18 protein-coding genes are annotated in these 20,247 nt (G+C 44.0%); 4 read left to right on the forward strand and 14 right to left on the reverse strand.

Annotated features, from left to right (window positions below):
• Positions 1-7 precede the first annotated feature (7 nt).
• The 5 genes from glpT to AB6E54_RS09890 all read right to left on the reverse strand — a co-directional run bounded on the left by glpT (position 8) and on the right by AB6E54_RS09890 (position 4,209).
• Positions 8-1,381, reverse strand: coding sequence for a glycerol-3-phosphate transporter (glpT, locus tag AB6E54_RS09870; RefSeq protein WP_029235174.1), 1,374 nt, complete (start codon positions 1,379-1,381; stop codon positions 8-10).
• Positions 1,382-1,922: 541 nt separating this feature from the next.
• A complete protein-coding gene (locus tag AB6E54_RS09875) occupies positions 1,923-2,177 on the reverse strand; it encodes a DUF3297 family protein (protein ID WP_372106272.1) in 255 nt (84 codons plus the stop codon).
• Positions 2,178-2,419: 242 nt separating this feature from the next.
• Positions 2,420-2,854 (reverse strand): GNAT family N-acetyltransferase, encoded by a 435-nt coding sequence (locus AB6E54_RS09880; RefSeq protein ID WP_372106271.1) that lies wholly within the window; start codon positions 2,852-2,854, stop codon positions 2,420-2,422.
• 66 nt (positions 2,855-2,920) lie between these two features.
• Positions 2,921-3,055: a hypothetical protein gene (locus AB6E54_RS09885; RefSeq protein WP_372106270.1), complete on the reverse strand. Its 135-nt coding sequence runs from the start codon at positions 3,053-3,055 to the stop codon at positions 2,921-2,923.
• 23 nt (positions 3,056-3,078) lie between these two features.
• On the reverse strand, positions 3,079-4,209 hold the full coding sequence (locus AB6E54_RS09890; protein ID WP_017059201.1) for a PcfJ domain-containing protein: 1,131 nt from the start codon (positions 4,207-4,209) through the stop codon (positions 3,079-3,081).
• A 235-nt stretch (positions 4,210-4,444) separates the two neighbouring features.
• On the opposite strand from AB6E54_RS09890, the gene AB6E54_RS09895 reads away from it, so the two are divergent.
• The 3 genes from AB6E54_RS09895 to AB6E54_RS09905 all read left to right on the forward strand — a co-directional run bounded on the left by AB6E54_RS09895 (position 4,445) and on the right by AB6E54_RS09905 (position 7,472).
• On the forward strand, positions 4,445-4,867 hold the full coding sequence (locus AB6E54_RS09895; RefSeq protein ID WP_017063967.1) for a universal stress protein: 423 nt from the start codon (positions 4,445-4,447) through the stop codon (positions 4,865-4,867).
• Between the two features lie 293 nt (positions 4,868-5,160).
• Positions 5,161-6,732: a cryptochrome/photolyase family protein gene (locus AB6E54_RS09900; protein ID WP_372106269.1), complete on the forward strand. Its 1,572-nt coding sequence runs from the start codon at positions 5,161-5,163 to the stop codon at positions 6,730-6,732.
• Positions 6,732-7,472, forward strand: coding sequence for an SDR family oxidoreductase (locus AB6E54_RS09905; protein WP_372168863.1), 741 nt, complete (start codon positions 6,732-6,734; stop codon positions 7,470-7,472). Before AB6E54_RS09900 ends, AB6E54_RS09905 begins: the two co-directional genes overlap by 1 nt.
• A 148-nt stretch (positions 7,473-7,620) precedes the next feature.
• Here the strand turns inward: AB6E54_RS09905 and AB6E54_RS09910 are convergent, their stop codons facing one another.
• The 8 genes from AB6E54_RS09910 to AB6E54_RS09945 form a co-directional block, all read right to left on the reverse strand.
• The gene (locus AB6E54_RS09910; protein WP_029221996.1) at positions 7,621-8,505 is read right to left on the reverse strand and encodes a PA4780 family RIO1-like protein kinase; all 885 of its coding nucleotides are present in this window, start codon (positions 8,503-8,505) and stop codon (positions 7,621-7,623) included.
• A gap of 93 nt (positions 8,506-8,598) precedes the next feature.
• The gene (locus AB6E54_RS09915; RefSeq protein WP_017078065.1) at positions 8,599-8,742 is read right to left on the reverse strand and encodes a DUF2256 domain-containing protein; all 144 of its coding nucleotides are present in this window, start codon (positions 8,740-8,742) and stop codon (positions 8,599-8,601) included.
• A gap of 362 nt (positions 8,743-9,104) precedes the next feature.
• On the reverse strand, positions 9,105-12,821 hold the full coding sequence (locus AB6E54_RS09920) for an AAA family ATPase (RefSeq protein ID WP_372102179.1): 3,717 nt from the start codon (positions 12,819-12,821) through the stop codon (positions 9,105-9,107).
• Positions 12,822-12,826: 5 nt separating this feature from the next.
• Positions 12,827-14,080 (reverse strand): exonuclease subunit SbcD, encoded by a 1,254-nt coding sequence (gene sbcD, locus AB6E54_RS09925; protein WP_372106267.1) that lies wholly within the window; start codon positions 14,078-14,080, stop codon positions 12,827-12,829.
• A gap of 213 nt (positions 14,081-14,293) precedes the next feature.
• Positions 14,294-14,872: a porin family protein gene (locus AB6E54_RS09930; protein WP_017083561.1), complete on the reverse strand. Its 579-nt coding sequence runs from the start codon at positions 14,870-14,872 to the stop codon at positions 14,294-14,296.
• 508 nt (positions 14,873-15,380) lie between these two features.
• A complete protein-coding gene (locus AB6E54_RS09935) occupies positions 15,381-16,037 on the reverse strand; it encodes a glutathione S-transferase family protein (protein WP_065681884.1) in 657 nt (218 codons plus the stop codon).
• A gap of 188 nt (positions 16,038-16,225) precedes the next feature.
• Positions 16,226-16,822 carry a LysE/ArgO family amino acid transporter gene (locus tag AB6E54_RS09940; RefSeq protein WP_229647290.1) on the reverse strand — a complete coding sequence of 199 codons (597 nt, stop codon included), beginning with the start codon at positions 16,820-16,822 and terminating at the stop codon, positions 16,226-16,228.
• 14 nt (positions 16,823-16,836) lie between these two features.
• A complete protein-coding gene (locus AB6E54_RS09945) occupies positions 16,837-17,361 on the reverse strand; it encodes a GNAT family N-acetyltransferase (protein WP_017059192.1) in 525 nt (174 codons plus the stop codon).
• A 459-nt stretch (positions 17,362-17,820) separates the two neighbouring features.
• Between AB6E54_RS09945 and AB6E54_RS09950 the strand changes: the two genes are divergently transcribed.
• Positions 17,821-18,564: a class I SAM-dependent methyltransferase gene (locus tag AB6E54_RS09950; RefSeq protein ID WP_029235856.1), complete on the forward strand. Its 744-nt coding sequence runs from the start codon at positions 17,821-17,823 to the stop codon at positions 18,562-18,564.
• A 129-nt stretch (positions 18,565-18,693) separates the two neighbouring features.
• On the opposite strand, the gene AB6E54_RS09955 is transcribed toward AB6E54_RS09950, so the two are convergent.
• Positions 18,694-20,247 (reverse strand): TonB-dependent receptor domain-containing protein (locus AB6E54_RS09955; protein WP_372168866.1); only part of this gene is annotated, 1,554 nt, incomplete at its 5' end.

The following is a 20,247-nucleotide window of genomic DNA, read 5'->3' on the forward strand; positions in this document are numbered from 1 at the left end:
AAATACACTACTGAGCTAGCGCTTCTCTCTCTCGTTCGAGATCTTTTTGTTTATGGTGCGCACGCTCACCTAAGAAGGCGTAAAGCAGACAGATGATTGAAGCCACACAAGCGCCGACCAAAATAATGAAGCCGCCATCCCAGCCGTAATGGTCAACCATAAAGCCGAGTATTGCGTTCGCAGCAACCGCGCCACCTAAGTAACCAAACAAACCCGTTAGACCAGCCGCTGTACCCGCTGCTTTCTTAGGCGCAAGTTCCAGTGCATACAAACCGATCAGCATTACAGGACCATAGATAAGGAAACCAATCGCAACCAGTGCCAGCATATCAACCGTTGGGTTACCTGCTGGATTCAGCCAATATACCAACACAGCGACTGTCACTAGAACCATGAACAAGATACCTGCAGGTGCACGTCGGCCTTTGAATAACTTATCTGAAATCCAACCACACAATAAGGTGCCAGGGATACCTGCCCACTCATACAAGAAGTAAGCCCAAGATGATTTATCTACAGAGAAGTCTTTTGCTTCTTTTAAGTAAACTGGAGCCCAATCGAGTACGCCATAGCGGATAAGGTAAACAAACGCATTGGCAATAGCGATTGACCACAACAGTTTGTTAGAGAAAACGTACTTAAAGAAGATCTCTTTCGCCGTCATTTCTTTCTCATGAGACGTATCGTAGTCGTCTGGGTAATCGTCTTTATGTTCTTCAATCGGTGGTAAGCCGCAAGATTGAGGTGTATCTCTTACAGTAAACCAAACAAAGACAGCAACGAGAGTGGCAAAAAATGCAGGAACATAAAAAGCGGTTCGCCAATCGTCGTTAAAAGCCCAAAGACCCAATAAGAACATCGGGCCAATCAAGCCGCCACCCACGTTGTGAGCAACGTTCCATACCGATACGATCTCGCCACGCTCTTTGCGTGACCACCAGTGAACCATGGTTCGCCCACAAGCTGGCCAACCCATGCCTTGAAACCAACCATTCAAGAACAGCAGGATAAACATCGCAGTGATGCTGCCTGTTGCCCAAGGCATAAAGCCAAAGCAGAACATCACCAGTGCCGACATTAACAAGCCACCGCTGAGGAAGTAACGAGGGTTAGAACGGTCAGAAACACTGCCCATTAAGAACTTAGATAAGCCGTAAGCGATAGATACCGCCGCTAATGCAACCCCTAGTTCTCCACGGCTAAAACCTTGTTCAATGAGATAAGGCATCGCCAAACTAAAGTTTTTACGGACTAAGTAGTACCCCGCATAGCCAACGAAGATGCCAAGAAACAGCTGCCATCGTAGTCGTGTGTAGGTGCTATCGATCTTATCTGATGACAAGCGATCGATATGCGCCATAGGTTTGAATATTCCAAACATAGGAACCTCATAATTATTGGGCGAAGGAAGAATTTAAATGCTCGAACGAAAAAATTTAGCGCTCATTCGAAATCAAGGGAATTGTATGTGCTTCAGGATTAATTTCTGTGATAGAGGTAGTTATTAACAAAAAATAACTTTAAATACAGCATATTAGTTTCATTTAGTTAGACTGTGCTTCATATTTTTGTTTGTATCTGTTTAATTAAACATCAGAACTTTCGAGTACGAATAAATCCAAAAAGAGCGAGCGAACATAAATCAACCAACAACAACTTTGTTATTACTGCGAATGCATAGTGAATAACAACAATTTTGGTTGAATCTGTGGAGTTATGAAGGTGGTTTGGGCTATTGGTTAAAGAAGTTCGCTAAAATCAATGCAAACAAAAAGGGTCTAGATTTCTCTAGACCCTTTTAGGTAATAACGCTTGGTGGCTTGATGTTGGCTAATTAAGCAAACATTAGCTAATTACTCGAAGTATTAGCTAGCCACACGACGTGACTATGCGTCGATGTATTAGCTAGCCACACGACATGATTATGCGTCGATGTAAAAAGCTTCTACAGTGCCTTTTAGAGTAATAAGCATTGGCTGACCAAAACGATCTAGCGCTTTTGGAGAAGGGATCTTAACCCAACCTTGGCTGATGCAGTATTCTTCAACATCAGTACGCTCTTTACCATTTAGACGAATGCCGATTGGGAATTCGAAACACTCAGCAACGTGGTGTGGGCTGCGTGGGTTGCCTGCAAGATGATCTGGTAAAGCTGGTCTTGAATTAGTATCGCTCATGTTCATTACCTGTATGTACGTAAATAAAAAAAGTGCGTCATTCTAGTCAATATAGGCTTTGTGCTCAACAACTGCTGCAATAAATCGTCTTGATCGTTTTAATCAACAGCTAGTTGTTTGATTTAAAGGCGATATCGGCATGAGTTTCAACGAAAATTTAACAGGTTTATGCATTATGGATGAAAGGGAGAAATTCATTACTCGAACGGCAGATAAACTAATATCAGGCTTTTATTCCGAGCTTATCGATTAAGCTCAATACTCATCACTTTATGGTTCGGTTCTGATTCGATATTTACGATTGACCAACCTAGCCCTTGGTAGAGACCCATGATATTGGTGTACGCGTAGAGTTGAGTTTGCACTGCAGAAGAAACCTGTCTGACACCACGAATAATCAGTTCACTGGCAATGCCTTGACCGCGCCATTGAGGGTCGACAAACACAGCGTTGATCCACACTACATCACGAACTTGGTGAGGTTCTTGAAAATAGGAATACGCCAAGCCACCAATGACCACATTATCGCGAAGTACTGTTATTACTGGAGGGAGTTGTACGTTTTCTTTATATGTATCTTTAAACTTGAAATCAGACCATTCACTTTGAAATAAGCCCTCTAACTCATGCCAATAAGGTGAGTTTTCATCGCAATTTCTAAAGATTACTTTCTGCATTTTTCCGTCCTTTTAAAGAGAGTAATTCGGCTATCCTAGCCTTGTTTAATCTAAGTGTAGGTAAAGCTACTCTTCTTCGTCGTCATCGTCTGCTGGGTCTTGATTAATTTCTTCGCCGCATCCTAGGCATTCACCTTGCAGATCCTTAGGCATCACAATAATCAAACCACAATGAGGGCAAAGATCGCCTTGTTGAAACATCCTGTATTCCTTCTACTTAATGGCTATTGCTTAGGATATTTTTGCTTACTCGCTTCTAGCCAGTCGTGAATCACTTGGCGAGCGGATTCCGACGGAGGTGCATTTCGTTTTCCGCAGATTTGGTCTATTTCAAAAGGAAATGCTTTGCTCGGGACGCGGCGTAAACCTATGGTTAAACGCTGAGGCTTGAGCATGCGGAACACCACATAACGATCGCTCATGATTCGGTTGTGATACACGCCAATACAGTGCTTCTGCTCGATGCCTTCGTGTTCAAGGTCGTAATAATCCGTGAGCGGATGAATGTTGTCATTGCCAAGTAAAGGAACGGGATAAGGGATGTCTTTATCCATTGGGCAGTTACCCTCCAAGCGTCGTAATTGGCGTTGCTCCGTCCAGCGGTCATGCAGTTGCTCAAACATCGCAAAAGAGTTCTGACTGGTAATCGCACGCAGTGGATCATCCATCTCCAAATCTTGCCCTAACAATATCGCATCTTGGAACATCGCCATCTTCGACGGTGCATTAAGTCTACCCTCTTCCACCATTGCAATCCCTAATCGGCTGCCAGTTAGAAATGGATGAACTTGGTCCAAACGCAGGGCTGTGTATCCAACTTTTGAGTAATGCTTAAACTTAAGGACTCGTCTTTGCAGCGGTTCGAGAATACGAACAATGTGGTCGAGTTCATCACCAACATTGTAATGAAGCTCTAGCTTGTCGATGAATTTGAGTGTCGCCTTGCTGCCGTCTAAGCCCAACTTGGTAAGGATCTTCTTCTGCCCTAAGCGACTTAGTGCCAGTGCTTTCTTGTTGTCGACACTGTATTTCATGCAGATCAAAGCCAAAATAACAGGCCTTAATTCAAGCAATTGCGCGGCTTCATAAGTATTCGCAGCAAGCCACAACATCTGGTATTGGTATTCTGGAAAGTCGTCGGTGATTTCACGATAACGCGCAGGTAATGAATTTAGCCAACGACCATTCACGTCAAACTGTTCAACAAGGTTGAGGCTCAGCCCAATGCCTCCATCAAGCGGTCGTCTACCATCTTCAAACACATGAAAGCCGACGAGCTTTTGAGACCAGTCTCGGATCTCAATATCGTAGTCGAAACCTAATGTTCGAGTGGGAATGGTTAGTAGTGCTGTCATTGATGCCTCTTCGTTATTGGCGCATTGAACTATCAAGCCTATCTAACAGCATAAGCTAGCGCTTCAACCACTATATCAACCTTTTGTAAATTTCTTATCAATCAAAGCGATATAAATACGATAGTGCTTAGAAGAACATTGAATGATGATTTTACGGAATATGAGATCTCTTCGATATCATTTGCGTCAACAGAAACTATGCTTGTTACATAACTCACAACAAGAGGCTTTAATTATGGATTACCGACATATTCTGGTTGCACTTGAACTGTCTGACGACACCAAGATTCTCATTGATAGAGCGACCTTCTTCGCTGATAAACTGGAGGCTGGCATTTCATTTGTTTATATCGATGGTACGCATGGAGAAATTTATCCAGAGCTCGTTGATATTCAGGGAAATGACGGTGATTTACCCATCAATGAAGATGCCGTTAAGCATTTGAAAGAGTTTGAAGCCTACGCCAAACACCCAATCAAGCACATTTTCGTGGGAACGGGTGATTTGAACGATAAGCTCAAAAATGCCATCGAAGCAAACGGCGTTGACCTATTGCTGTGCGGCCATCACCATGATTTTTGGCATAAGCTCATCTCCCATTCTAAACAGATCATCGATACTTCCCCTATCGATATTCTCGTTGTTCCTATGGAATAGAAGCTCCAGTTCGACACTCAAAAATAACCGGCTTTGCCAACCTCTATCGGTATTATTGGTTGGCTTGATATCCTCTTCAACACACTCATCCTGACCGAAATCTCCTATTTCCCACTTAGAGTAATCATTTGTGATCTTGTCAGCCTATCAACTCGTAAGCGTCTAATAATTAACAAATCACGTCATTTCGATTTGAATCAACGTACTGAAATGTACGACCCAGACCATGCCTTCATCAATCAATGGACAGGCGGTAACGCAGTCACAACAAGCCTCACAAACCAGGACGCATTATGAAATTTAAAACGGTACGACTTGTATTAGGTGACCAACTCAACATTGAGCATTCATGGTTTAGACAGGTTAACGATGACGTTATTTACATCATTGCTGAGCTAAAACAAGAAACAGATTATGTTGCCTCTCACGTTCAAAAAGTGGCCGCGTTTTTCTGTGCGATGGGTTACTTCGCTAACGAACTCAAAGAACAAGGTCATCAAGTACTCCACCTTACTCTTGACGACACAACGCAATTTGAAAACCTAGACACACTTTTAAAGCACTATGTACACGAATTCGGCGCAGAGAAATTCGAATATCAAAGGCCAGATGAATATCGCCTCTTAGAGCAGATGAACAAGCTCAAGCTGACCAATGCGACCAAAGGTTGTTGTGATACAGAACACTTCCTCTTTCCATTCGAGGAGATAGAACAACAGTTTCCAAAAGACAAACACATAATGATGGAACACTTCTATCGCCGAATGAGAAAACGTTTCGACATTTTGCTAGAAGACGGAAAGCCCGTTGGCGGAAAATGGAATTACGACGCGAACAATCGAAATAAGCTCAAGAAACAAGACATCGAAAACCTACCTCAGCCGCTGATGTTTACCAATGATATAACCGACATTTTGCAACGTATCGAACGTCACCAAGTACAAACCATTGGTCAAGTCGGTAACCAGTTACTATGGCCGGTGAACCGCGCACAAAGCTTGTCTCTACTCGCTCATTTCTGCCAAGTCTGCTTGCCGTTATTTGGGCAGTTTCAAGATGCGATGACGACAGAGCACGACTCTAAATGGAGCTTGTATCATAGCCGTATATCGTTCTCGCTGAACAGTAAACTGCTGAGCCCTAAAGAAGTGATTGATGCAGCACTGTCGGCCTACCAAGCATCCTGTCTTCGAGACAGCTCACCAGATAAGCCAAGCATCGATATTGCACAGGTCGAAGGATTTGTACGCCAAATACTGGGGTGGCGAGAGTACATACGCGCCGTCTATTGGGCAAACATGCCTGCTTACGCCAACAAAAACCATTACTCAGCACATAATAACCTGCCCCATTACTTTTGGGACGGACAAACCAAGATGAACTGCATGAAGCATGCGATTGACCAGTCTCTTGAGTTTGCTTACGCGCACCACATCCAAAGGTTAATGATCACTGGCAACTTCTGTTTAATCACGGGTATAGACCCTGACCAAGTCGACAGTTGGTACCTCGGTATTTACGTCGACGCGATTGAGTGGGTTGAAATGCCAAATACGCGAGGTATGGCACTGTTTGCGGATGGCGGGATCGTAGGAACCAAACCATACTCTGCCAGCGGTTCCTATATCAACCGCATGAGTGACTACTGCAAAGGCTGTCACTACAAGATAAAAGAACGCAGCGGCGAGCAATCTTGCCCTTTCAATAGCTTGTATTGGCGCTTTATGGACCAGCACCGCGATGCGTTAAACCGCAACGCACGTATGGGCATGTTATATCGCTCTTGGGACAACATGGATGAGCAATCACAACAAGCGATTCTCGATACTGCTGAACAACGAATCACAAACTTGGAGAACTTATAATGGTGGAGCAACTCAGATTACACATATTGGTGGTCGGTGGGAGCGGCGGTATTGGTTTCGCTGTGGTTAAACACCTATTATCTGAGCTCTCTCGGTTTGATTTTCTTGATGTGCATGTAGACGCGACTTACCACTCTCAACAGCCGGAACTAGAAAACAATCGCTTGACCTGGCACAAAGTCGACGCCACCGACGAAGCTGATATCAAGCGTTTGAGTTCTGAGTTTGAACAACTTGATTGGTTGATCAACTGCGTGGGTATGCTCCACACTCCAGATCTTGGACCGGAGAAAAACTTGTCGTCCATCGACCCTGATTTTTTCCTCAAAAACATCTCTGTGAATACCCTGCCCAGCTTGTTATTAGCAAAACACTTCACGCCGATACTTAAAGCGAGCGACAATCCAAAGTTTGCTGTGGTATCCGCAAAGGTTGGCAGTATGTCAGACAACAGATTAGGCGGTTGGTATAGCTACCGCTCATCGAAAGCAGCCCTAAATATGTTCATCAAAACCATGTCGATCGAATGGCAACGCACCATTAAGAAAGGCACCGTGTTGGCTCTGCACCCGGGCACGACAGACACAGCTCTGTCGAAGCCTTTTCAGACCAATGTCCCTGAAGGTAAGTTGTTTGAGTCAAGCTATGTCGCCCATCAGTTGGTCGATATTATTCGCACTGCCACACCGGATAACAGTGGGCACTTCTACGCTTACGATGGTGAACAGTTAAATTGGTAGTTGATACGAGTGTCCGTCTTTCATTAGTGCTAAAAAAGAAAACCCAACAGAGTTGAAGCTCTATTGGGTTATTTTTTTGAAAGAGCGCCTTAGTTTTTTAAGGCGTTATGACTGACATTTTAAGAAAGATCAAAAACGATAATCACGACTACTCAGCCCAATTGAACTTACTGTCGTCTACACCTTCTTTCTCTTCTTTAACACGCTCGCGTCGGTGTTGTTCTTCAATTCGCGCAGCATCTATCTCTTGCATGATGGCTTCAATATCAGCCAAGTCGTCCGTTTCCGTAAACTCACCCGTTAGCTTGCTGTCTGGTTTCAAGTCGCCTTTCTCGTACAGCGCCCACATTTCCTTGGCATACTCGGTTTTCGCCAATTCAGGAGCAAACTGAGCGTAATAATCACGGATGTTATTGATGTCACGAGCCAACATCCACTCAGCGTTGTTGTTCGCCGAAGCATCAACCGCTTGCGGTAAATCGATAATCACCGGGCCGTATTCATCAACCAATACGTTAAACTCAGACAAGTCACCATGGATCAAACCAACGCAAAGCATTTTAACCACGTAAGTCATCATCACCGCATGATCTTCAATCGCTTGTTCTGGTGGCATTACAACATCGTTCAATCTTGGAGCCACATAACCGTCATCATCAGTGACTAGCTCCATAAGCAGCACGCCATCAAAACAGCCATAAGGAACAGGCACACGTACGCCCGCTTCTGCCAGTTTATACAAGGCATCCACTTCAGCGCTTTGCCACACTTTCTCTTGTTGCTCACGACCAAAGCCAGAGCCTTTTTCCATCGCTCGAGCACGGCGGCTATTTCGGACTTTTCGGCCTTCACGATACGCCGTTGCTTTTTTAAAGCTGCGCTGGCTTATTTCCTTATATACCTTGGCACAACGGATCGTATCGCCGCAGCGTACTATGTACACTGACGCTTCTTTGCCACTCATTAATTGGCTTGTCACCTCGTCGACTAAACCATCGTCAACTAAGGGCTGTATTCTTTTAGGTATCTTCATGCCGCCTTTATACATTAGTTGTCTTACAGATAGAAATATTAACTTAAGAAATGAATGACGAAACTATTAACGTGTTCTAAAAACGAACAGAAATTACGCCAAAGTTGGCTTATGACGACGGCAACGTTCAGAACAGTAAATCACGTCATCCCAACAACGCTGCCACTTTTTACGCCATGAGAAAGGCTTTTGGCAAATAGGACATGTCTTAGTTGGTAAATGAGGCTTCTTGTGCATGGCCGTTTCCTTTTTGATGAGTCCACTTCCTGCGCTTGCCAGAGAATCTCTTATTACGCTCGATTCTCGCTTCAGGGAATGACGAAGGTAATACGACCGCCCCCAGATTCCCTATTACGTTCGTACCTCACTTTAGGGAATGACGAAGGTAAAACCAACAAACCTAGAGTTCCTACTACGTTCGTAGCTCACTTTAGGAAATGACGGCTGCCTTTTATTCGATCCTGACATTAAGGGATGACGGCGAAGTGATTAATGACAACTTCCGACTCCGTCATCCTCGAGAAGGAGGAACGACTGAGTCGGGGATCTGCTTAATCCAGCCCTGTTTCGATTTCTGCGCTGATGAATATGACTAGAAGCTAAGCAACAACCTTGTACTGTTTCTCCATCTCACTCACACCTAAGCCAGAGTGTTTTGTTACTTTAAGCTGAACAGGCACTCGCTCTTTCAGTGCTTCAACGTGACTAATGACGCCAATCATCTTGCCTGATGCATTCAAGTTATCGAGCGCGTTTAGGGCAATGTCTAATGTGTCGCTATCCAACGTGCCGAAACCTTCATCCAAGAACAAAGAATCAATACTGGTTTTGTAGCTCACAAGATCAGAAAGCGCTAATGCCAACGCCAAGCTCACCAAGAAGCTTTCGCCACCGGATAACGTCTTGGTATCACGCATCACATCGCCCTGCCATGTGTCGAGCACTTGCAATTCTAAGCCATCATCGGCTTTGCGTTTAAGTTCGTAACGACCATGCAAACGCTGTAGCTGCTTGTTCGCCAAGTACACCAAGTTTTCCAACGTTAAACCTTGGGCAAACTTACGGAATTTATCGCCGTTCTTAGAGCCGATAAGTGAGTTCAGACGTGAAATATCATCAAACTCGACTTGTTGCTCGTCGATCTGCTTAAACAGATCTTGCTGATTGCTGCGGTTCTGGCTATCCGTTTCAAGATTGGCAGAAATTGCGCCGATCTTGGTTGCATGGCTTTGTTGTGCGTTTTGACACTCAGTCGTCGCTTCTTCAACTTGCTGTTGGTTTTGCTCTTGCCATGCTTTCGCATTTTCGTGATTTAGTAGCTCCACTTTCGTCGTTTTGGCGGTGTTCAACCTTGCTTGCGCACTGACAATCGATTCGTCTAAAGACTTCTTCAGGCTTTGAAGTTGAGTTCTAACCTCTTCATCCAACAACGCCGCTTCAAAATTCACCTCATCTTCGAATGGGCTAGCTTTCAGTGCATCTAACCAAGCATTCAACGCTTGTGTGTGACTGAACTGCTTGCTGACTAGCTCGTCCGAGAAACCAGTGTGTTTGGTTTGCTCGGTTCGATGTTCAAGTTCGCTGCGGTTAAGCACTAACTGCGCGGCATCAAATGCATTTACTGCTTCAGTGACTCTTTGCTTCATCGCATTGCTGGTGGCTTGAATGTCTTTGTCACCAAACAACTCTGTTCTTTCAGCCGTTACACGAGTGAGTTCTGACACTAAAGACTCACTCTCTTGCGTCAGTGTCGCGAGCTCTTTCTCAACACTGCTTAGCTTGTCGTCTAACGTTTTCAATTCGGCATTTTGAGTAATCAGTTGCTTCTCAATATCGGCCTGTTGCTGTTTGGTTTGCTGCCATGTGCTTGATGCTTGCGATTTCGCAGTAAACCAATCATCGATATGCTCAAGTTCAGGTGCTTCGATAGAAGTTTGAACAATGCTCTCTTTCAAAGCGTTCCATTGCTGGCCTTTCGCTTGAGCTATTTGAGTCACTTGCTCGTTTGCGACTTGGTTTTGCTTATTCAAATCAGCTAAGCGTTGCTCGGCCAACTCGAGATTAGACTGCGCCTTGTCAGCCATAACACTTACAGACAGGCGTTGTTTCTCAGCTTCAGCGTAATGCGCTTTAGCATCACCCAACGCTTTGAGTTGCTGCGCGCTCTGACTTAGTTGAAGTTCACACTGCTGAGCAAAGGTCGCGACTGTAGCTTCATTGCCTAAATCGTTAATCGTTAGCAGTGCCAGTTCAGGAGCCGTGCCAACGAAATCCGATAAGCTCTGTTGAAGCTTGCCGACAACGCCTTGCCAATTCAGCTGAGCTTGTTGAATATCCGCTTGCGCACGTTGAATGTCATCGTTAAGCGCCACAATCACAAGGGTAAGAGAATCTAACTGCTGACGATGCTCTTGGCCTTCTTTTTTGATAGCCGCTAGCTCTAGGTTTTCCCTATCTTTTTGAGCAACCAAATTTGCAATATCTTGCGACTGCTCAATCGAATGGTCTGTTGAACCACACAGTGGGCACTCAGATCCAGATTCCAGAGCTGCACGGTATTTTGCTAATTCGCCCTCTTGATCAATCAAACGCGTTAATCGCTCAAGCGAAGTCTCTTTCTCTTTATATCGCTCCACCAGCACTTCACGTTCTTTCGAAAGCTTGTCGACCAACTGAATGTTAGTTTGATGTGCCTGTGTTTTTGCATGCAGCTGTTGCTGGGCATTTAGGAAACCACGGTTGATCTCAAGTAATGAGTGCGTATTGCGATTCCAGTACTCCAACAGATCTTTTTGCGCATTCAATACTTGTTCGCTGATGTTGCCTTGCAATGCTTCCCACTGTTGCTTTGCACTACTCTCTAGCACAACCAATTCACTTAAAGTTTTGTCTTGCGTTGCTTTAGCTTCTTGCGCAGATTTGATGATCGTTTGCTGTGCATCAACCGCACACAAAGCTTGCTTCGCTGAGTTTAGTTGTTCTGCATGTTGACGCTCTAAAGTACGAACTTGCTCAACTTTGGCTTGCCATTGACCTAGGTATTTTTCCAGATGTTGGTCAGCTTGATGTGTATTTAAATACTCAGTGCTGAGTTGATCTTGTTGCTTCAGTGCATCTGTTTTTTGGACTAAAACGACTTGTTGATTACGCTGCTGCGTATGTTGCTCGTTTAGCGTATTTGCTGCATTAACGGCCGCAGTTTGCTTATCTTTGAGTACGGCAATTTGGTTATCTAGCGGACGGACAAGATCGATGATCTTCTCTTGTTCTTGTTGCTCGGTTTTAACCTGTTCGACAATTGCACTGCTTTGAGTCAGTTTAGTTTGCGCGTCTTTCTTCTCTGCATCACGAACAGCAAGTAACTTGGTGCTGTTATCTAAGTGAGCTTGAGTGGTGTTCACCTCTTGTTCGCAACGCTTTAAATCTTTGTGCATTGGGCGCAGCTTTTCAGCTGGTGCACTGTTTGCCAAACGCTCTAGTGCAGGTTGGTTTCGGTCTAGTTCATCTTGAGCTGTTTTAAGATCGTGATCACTGGCCGCAATAGTTTGCTCAGCTTTGGTCACGTCTTTCCACCAGCTTAGATGCGCTTGCCACTCTTTTAATTGCTCGGCTAAACGCTTCTGCTCGGCTTCTAGCGTTTCACGCTCTGCGGTCAGCGCTTGGATTTGCTCTTCAGACAGTAAGCTCACACCTTCTGCTTTCGCTTTAAGGTGATTAAGCGACTCTTCACTCGACTTGAAATGATCGTAGATGCGCTCAGAGATCAGGCTATAGACTTCTGTGCCCGTCAGCTCTTCAAGTAGCTCGGCACGGTCGTTTGCATTGGCATTTAAGAACGCTGCAAATTCACCCTGAGACAACATGATGGATTTAGTGAAGCGTGAGAAATCGAGCCCTGTAACCTGCTCCACCAGCTTGGTCTTCTTGGTCAACATGGTCTCTAAGACTTTGTCGGTGTCCGCATCGGCAAACTCGCACGTTGGCGTTTGCAATGCGCCATCGTGTTTTCCACGCGCTCGCTTTTGGTGGAAATTAGATCGGTACGTTTTACCTTGAACTTCAAATTCCAGTTCAGCAAAACACTCGCCCGTACCACGAGTCATTAATTCATTATTACCTTTAGCAATGCTTTTCAAACGCGGTGTGCGATGGAAAAGTGCCAAGCAAATCGCATCAAGAATGGTGGTTTTACCCGCCCCAGTTGGACCAGTAATTGCGAACAGACCATTTTCTGCAAACGGTGATTGGGTGAAATCGAGCTTCCAACGTCCTTTCAAAGAGTTCAGGTTTTCAAATTCTAGGCTTAAAATCTTCATACTGGTTACTCTTCTACTTTGTTTGGCGCTTGAGCGCTCTCAGACACTTCAACCATCACTTGTTTAAACTTCACCGTCATGCGCTCTAAACGCGCTTTTTCAGAATCCGTTTCAAACTCTTCTAAGGCAATACGCTTGCTAAACACGTCCATCGGGCTCAGTTCAGATAAGGTTTCTGCCGACTCTTGCTCTAATGCTTGATTACGACGCTCTCTTGCTCGGCGCAGTTGAAGTACTTCCACATTCAATCCTTCGGTCAGTGCGCGCATACGTTCTTGTAGATCCGACAAGTAATCTTGCGCTTGCACTTCTATCGATAACCATACGCTTTGGTCGCTATCTAAACCTATGTATTGGTTAAGCTGAGATTCGATCTCGCTCAAGTCGCCTTTGATTTCAGCTAGAGGTTGGAATGTGGGAACAGGCAGTTGAGAAATGGTGCGCTCACCTTCAACAAACTCAACCACACACACTTGTTTTTGAGACTTAAGTTCATCAAAACTTAGTGGGATTGGAGAGCCTGAATAACGAATGTATTCACGCTTTGCCACCACTTGTGGACGGTGGATATGACCAAGTGCAATATAGTCTGCGTCTGGGAAGCCATCAGCGGCAAAACCATCAAGGTTGCCGACATAGATGTCGCGTACCGAATCCGATTGTTGAACACCCATCGCCGTTAAATGACCCGTAGCGATAATCGGCATGTGCTCGCTGTTTTCAAACTCCGCACGTTTTTCTACAGCGGCATCATAAACACTTTGGTAGTGCTGTTTGATTGCATCTCCGAGTTGCTTCTGACGCTCAACGCCTGTGATGCCCGCCTGGCTGGTCAACACATCGCGAGGGCGAATAAAAGGAATAGCACAAACCAGCGCTTCTACATCGCCGTTCTTGCCTTTTAGTTCGACAACCTGAGTCGCATGATCTTCATTGGTATTAGGAATCACGTCTGCGCCCATGTATTTGAGCAGCTGTTGTGTCTCTTTTAGCACAGACACCGAATCGTGATTTCCACCTAACAACACCAGTTGACAGTCGATCTTGTTCGAGTCGACCACGAACTTGTTATACATCTCACGAGCGTAACTCGGCGGTGTGCTGGTATCGAAAATATCGCCAGCAACAATGATCGCGTCGATGTCGTGCTCTGTAACTTGCTCAAGTAACCATTGTAAGAACCGTTCATGTTCATTCTTACGGCTTTTATTGTAGAAGTTTTGGCCAAGGTGCCAATCGGACGTGTGAAGAATCTTCATTGCTGCTCACTGGAAGTCTGTAATACCTTTAATCTACCAAAATAGTCGAGATAATTCCCTTTTATAAGCTTGTGAAAACCAACTAATTTCAGGCTTTGGACCAACTCCGCCCATAGCGTGACCAATCGTTATTTTTGACATAAAAAAACCGCTCAACGTTAGAGCGGTTATAGGTGTCCATGACATTAGCTGTAAGTTATTTCACAGAGGTCATTAAAAATTGTATGAAGCACCCAGTGTTACTGTGCTAAATGCGACATCTTTGCTGCTTAGACGAACTTTATTGCCATTGATATAAGCGTAGTTTTCTATGTTCACAGCATCTGCTTGCGAGATCAGGCGAAGTGTTAAGTTCTCCACTGGGTTGTATTCCACACCAACACCAAAATGGAAACCAGCACCAGAATCGTCACCGTAAAAAGCACTGTTGCTAGAGTTCAAATCTACGTAGCTCAGACCTGCGGTTACAAACGGACGAATTGAATTATCAAATGTGTAACCTACGTTTGCTGCAACAGAAAGAGAAGTTGGTGAAAGCAGCTTAGTACCAAACTTTTCGTAGTCAGCGTAATCCGTGTAACCAAGTTCAATACCAACAATGCGGTTAAATTGGTAACCACCGTAAAGGCTGTACCCCATGCTTTCAGCATCTAAATTGCCGCCGCCATCAGTGTCTGAATCTTGATACACACCAAGGCCGGCGCCAATGTATGGACCGCCCTCGATACCAGCAGCAAATGTAGGAAGTGAAACTAAGCCAACTAGGCCCAATAGAAATGATGATTTAAGCATGAAAATACCCTTTTTTTGTCTGTCTTACAGCAACGTTGACCAACAGCCAATAGTTTCCGACACTATTCCGCCTGTTGCGTTACTGTTTAAAATAAATTAAATAACCAGCTCCTAATGAATAATAAAACACCGTTCATTTACGGAGCGAATGAGAAAGTACCACAAGATTTTTAGGTCATCAAACGAACAATCATAGATATTTAGTTAAGTCTTATTTATGAGATAGATGTATTTCCTGAGAAGTAACGAGTACTAAAATACGTATAAACCTGATAGTAAACCTGAGCATTATCAATATTAAGTTCATTATAATCATGCCGTTACCGTACTAACTAAATTGTTACTCGTTCTCAAAAACAACCTGAATCTTCACGCCTAAACATAAAAGCCCATCCTACTCCTCTCTTTTTCCAATAAAAGATATAAAGAGAAGAATGAGTTTAATTTTGGGAGGGTATTTATTTAGAACAGCCTGCTATTAAAATATATTTCAATTTAATTCATATTATTAACGAGCTTCAGCGAGACTAGCCAAATAGTTATTCGTTAAATAAAAGCCGCTGAACTTCTCAATAAAGTCCGCAGGAACGGTTTTATCGGTCAAGCCAGATTCAATCAGCGCCACTTGCCACTTCTGTACTTTCGGGAAGCCTTCAAGCATATCAAAACCAGAGCCCTCTTTAATTACTGACGCTCGGTGCAACAGTGGTAGCCAAGCGATGTCGACGTTAGAGATGTAATCGCCTTTGAAGAAGTCGCTGTCACCCAGCTTGTTCTCGGCCTTTTGGAAGGATTTTTGAAGATTCGCTAAACGTGTCTCAAAGGTTTCTTTGTCTTTACTGCCCATCGTTCCACATTGCGGCATGTAATGTTTGCTTGCCTGATAAGACCAAGCGCGATCTAGTGCTTTTTGCTCTGCAGACACCTCTTCTATCGGCGAATATTTATCGTCTAAGTATTCAACAATTGCATCTGACTCAAACAGAACTGTGTCATTTTCTGTAATCAATACTGGCACTTGTCCGTTTGGCGAAATATCTAGGAACCATTGAGGTTTATTATTTAGCTCAATGTATTCAATTTCAAATGGGACATTTTTCATTACTAAAGCACCCATTACACGTTGAACAAATGGGCAGTTTTTAAAGCTAACAAGTTTAATCATGGTTGACTCCGAATTAGGTCATTAATTTGTATTTGTACCCCTAAGACGAACGCCAAAACCGAAAGACGAAAAATAATTCTATTTTTTTGGAAATAATTAAATGCGGAGATAATTAAAGGCAGTCACTTTAAGTCGTCACTTTCGGTAGGAACTTTAGATAATATGTTTGAATGCCTAATTACGAGCGGCTAAACGATCAAAGATATTGCAATAGACGCCATGATCATGCCAACGACAAATTCCAACACCTTCCACGCTCTCGGGTTCTTAAACATTGGAGCCAAGAAGCGAGCGCCATATCCAAGTGAAAAGAAGAACACGAATGACGCCGATACCGCCCCAGCGCCAAACAACATTTGATCCGGTTGATATTGCGTTGAGATAGACCCCAGCAATACCACAGTATCCAAATACACATGCGGGTTAAGCCAAGTGAACGCCAAACACATCGCAATCGCTTTGGTTAATGAGTCTTTAGTTTCTGCCGTGGCTTCTAAGGCGTGGTTTTCGGTAAATGCTGATCGGAAGCTTAAGAATGAATAGACACCCAAAAAGATAGCGCCACCATAACGGGCGAACTGCTCAATTTGTGGGAACTGCTTAACGATTGCGCCAAAGCCCGTCACGCCAAAGCTAATCAGTAAGGCGTCAGAAATGGCACATACAGCACAAACTGCCAATACGTGTTGGTTCTTAAGCCCTTGCTTTAAAACAAACGCATTTTGAGAGCCAATCGCAAGAATCAGCGAAAGGCCAAGGGAGAAACCTGCAAAGTAAGTCGACATCTAAGGCTAGTCTCTTAACGCAACTCAATACTCATAAACTGGCTGTGCGGGTCTAACACATAATCAGCAAAGGGTTCACAGTATCCGAAGCCAAACTTTTCATACAGGTTACGCGCAGCCTTAAAGTAGTCTTCTGAGCCGGTCTCTAAACTGATTGTTTGATACTGGCGGGCGGTTGCTGTATCCAATACGTGCTGTAAAAGTTGGCTCGCAACACCTGACTTTCGAGCAAACTGTGAGGTTCTCATCGATTTGAGTTCAGCGTGTTGGGTATTTAGCTCTTTAATGGCAACACACCCAAGTAGTTGGCTGTCTTTCCAAGCACTGAAAAAAGTAATCTCTGGTGACTTGAGCCCATCTAGATCCAGTGCATGAACGCTTTCGGCTGGCGAAGTGGCGTACATATCAGCGAGGTGCTCTTCAAGTAATTCAATGACTTCCCCACCCGACAAGTCATCCACCTTAATTTCTATTGAAGCACTGCTTTCCAATGCTGTTCTATTTTCCATTGAACCCTGTGCATTTATTGCTGATGTCATTGTTTCAACTCTCCTTGTTTAGTTCGCTTATTTAGCTTGAGTGATTTGGTTTTTATCAACAGCCCACTTTCCTGAATTGTTTCCTTTTCAAGAACTCGGTTTGAATCAGTAAAATTACTGATTAATCATAAAATTATAAATGTCACACTGGGTTTACCTAGATACCATATTTTTCCTATCTCGTCTCGTGATAAAAGCGTTCCGCAAAGCCCGTATGGTCGCTGCATTGAGGGAGCAACACCTGTTTTAGTTAACGAATAAGTAGTCAGGGCAAAGTGAATAGCGATGACACGCGTACTGATGTTGTTGGCAGCTTAAACATCCCTTTAAACGGTCTCATTTAAAACGACCATAAGTTAGAAAATAAAACGCTTTCATTGATCGAATATTTGATTGCGATTTTCCAATTTCGGTATATGATGCGCCACCCTAATTTTTCAGCTTATGCTGCAGGCAAATATGTCCGCCAACGCACTCTATACCGACCTATCCGGTTACTATGATTTAATGTGTGTAGATATTGACTACCAAGCGCAAAGTAACTGCGTACGTAGACTCCATCAAATCTTTGGAAATGAAGGAAAAACACACCTCGACTTAGCTTGTGGCACTGGCCCACACGTTCGTCATTTTATTGATTTCGGTTACCAAAGCGGTGGCCTAGATCTTAACAAGCCGATGTTAGATATCGCAGAAGTTCGCTGCCCGGAAGCCAAGTTCTCAGTACAAAACATGAGTAACTTTGAGGTCACGGAACCACTCGATCTTATCACTTGCTTCCTGTATTCCATCCATTACAACGATGGCCTTGAGAAGCTTAAAGAGTGTATTGAAAGTGTGCATCGTGCGTTAAAGCCAGAAGGTATTTTCTGTTTTAACGTGGTTGATAAAGACAAGATCAGCAACGACCTGTTTGTTAGACACACAACAAACCAAGACAAAGACGATTTCACGTTCCGTTCTGGTTGGTATTACTCTGGTCAGGGTGATAAGCAAGCGCTAAAGCTTAGCATCGAAAAGACGACTGCTGGTGAAACTCAAGTGTGGAATGATGAACACCCAATGGTGGCATTCTCGTTTAAAGAGTTAATCGAGATATTGAAGCCCTACTTCGAGGTTAATATCTTCGAGCACGATTACGACAAGCTGATTCCTTGGGATACTCAGTCCGGTAATGCGCTGATCACATGTGTCAAAATCTAGATTAATAGATAAACGGCAAATTAAACCAAATCTATAGATCAAAAAAGAACCCACACTCGCCATTCTCCTTTTAGAGCATCAGCCAGTGTGGGTTCTTTTGTATCAAGCTATCAGTTACTGAACTCTAAATTAGAAGTCCGCTGTCATACCTACGTAGTAAGTACGTGGCTCTTCAACATAGCCCATGCTCTCTAGCTCTTGTGATACAGCTTCGTCAGTTAAGTTCGTGATACCTGCACGTAGTCGTACTGAAGCATTCACGTTGTAGACAGCACCTAGGTTCAGCGTTGTGTAAGCGTCTTGAGTTAGATCGCTTTCGATCTGACGTTCACCACGGTAACGCGCACTCACGAAAGTACTTAGATCGTAAGTTGGGCTCCAGTTCAGTTTAACTAAACCCGAATGCTTGTAACGCTCAAGTAATTCGTCACCAGTAGACTTATCTTCAGTGTCTAAGAATGTGTAATTACCAGACACACCCCATTCATCAGTAATTTGGAATTGGCCTGTAAGCTCAGCACCTTGAACTACAGCCTCTGATACGTTTGTATAAGTACGCTTACCATTCACATAGCCAGTTGAGCTTGAACTATCAGCGCAACCTTTACCCGATTCAAACACTCCGCCGTTCTCACAATAGGTTTCATCACGATCAATTAGGTCGTTGATTTCATTTCGGAATAAGGCACCTTCAACATTCCAACGAGGTTGGCTATAAATCGCAGCGATCTCATAGTTCAAGCTGGTTTCGGGCTTAAGATCTTCATTACCATGTAAATCACATACGCCTTTACAGCTATTAACTGTGTAGTCTGTCTGATTTTGAGTCAATGTTGGTGCTTTAAATGCTTTACCCACACCACCCTTGATGATCAGGTCATTCGTTGTTTGATGAACCAAGTACACACGTGGGCTGAACTCTTCACCGTACAGTTCATGCTTATCTAAACGACCACCAATGGTTGCCGTTAGTTGATCCGTCATTAACCATTGGTCTTGAACAAATAACGCACCTTGATAAGCTTCAGATGTACCATTGACTAAGTTTTCTTTGTTGGTTAATTCACTCAACTGGTAGTCCATACCAAACGTTACGGTGTGACTATCACCAAGATAAGTGGTCGCCGAAGCTTCAACAATTTGAGTCAGCTCTTCGATGTCACTGCTATAGTTAGTATCTGAGTCCGCAGCATCATTATCTGTCACATTTTCACGTGAATAACGTACTTGCGTGTCACCCCAGCTCCAAAAACCACTATGTGTGATCGCTTGGCTCTGACGTACAACACGTGTGTCAGACTCAATCACAGATGATACGTTTTCCGCAGATGACTCACGTTCGTCGTCACTGTAACCAAAATCGAAATCAATGGTTTGGTTGTCTGTTGCATTCCATGTCAGGCTCGCGAGTAAGCTTAATGTCTCTCTTTCTTCTAACGCAGTAATGTCTGAACGATCGTAACCAGAGCTATGCATACCAGAATAGGGTTGCCAAGCATCACGGCTAGTTTGGTTAACAGATAGGCGAGCAAACAACTCGTCTTCAATCAACGCACCAGATGTCGTGAAGCCCATCGAATACTCTTCCCCTCCATCACCATCAAGTGGAGATGAAGTGTCCATGCTCAGTGTAGAGCTCCAATCGTTTTCTGGAGCCTTAGTGATGATGTTGATTGTACCGCC

Source organism: Vibrio sp. 10N.247.311.49 (assembly GCF_041467655.1).
GTDB classification, from domain to species: Bacteria; Pseudomonadota; Gammaproteobacteria; order Enterobacterales; family Vibrionaceae; genus Vibrio; species Vibrio crassostreae_C.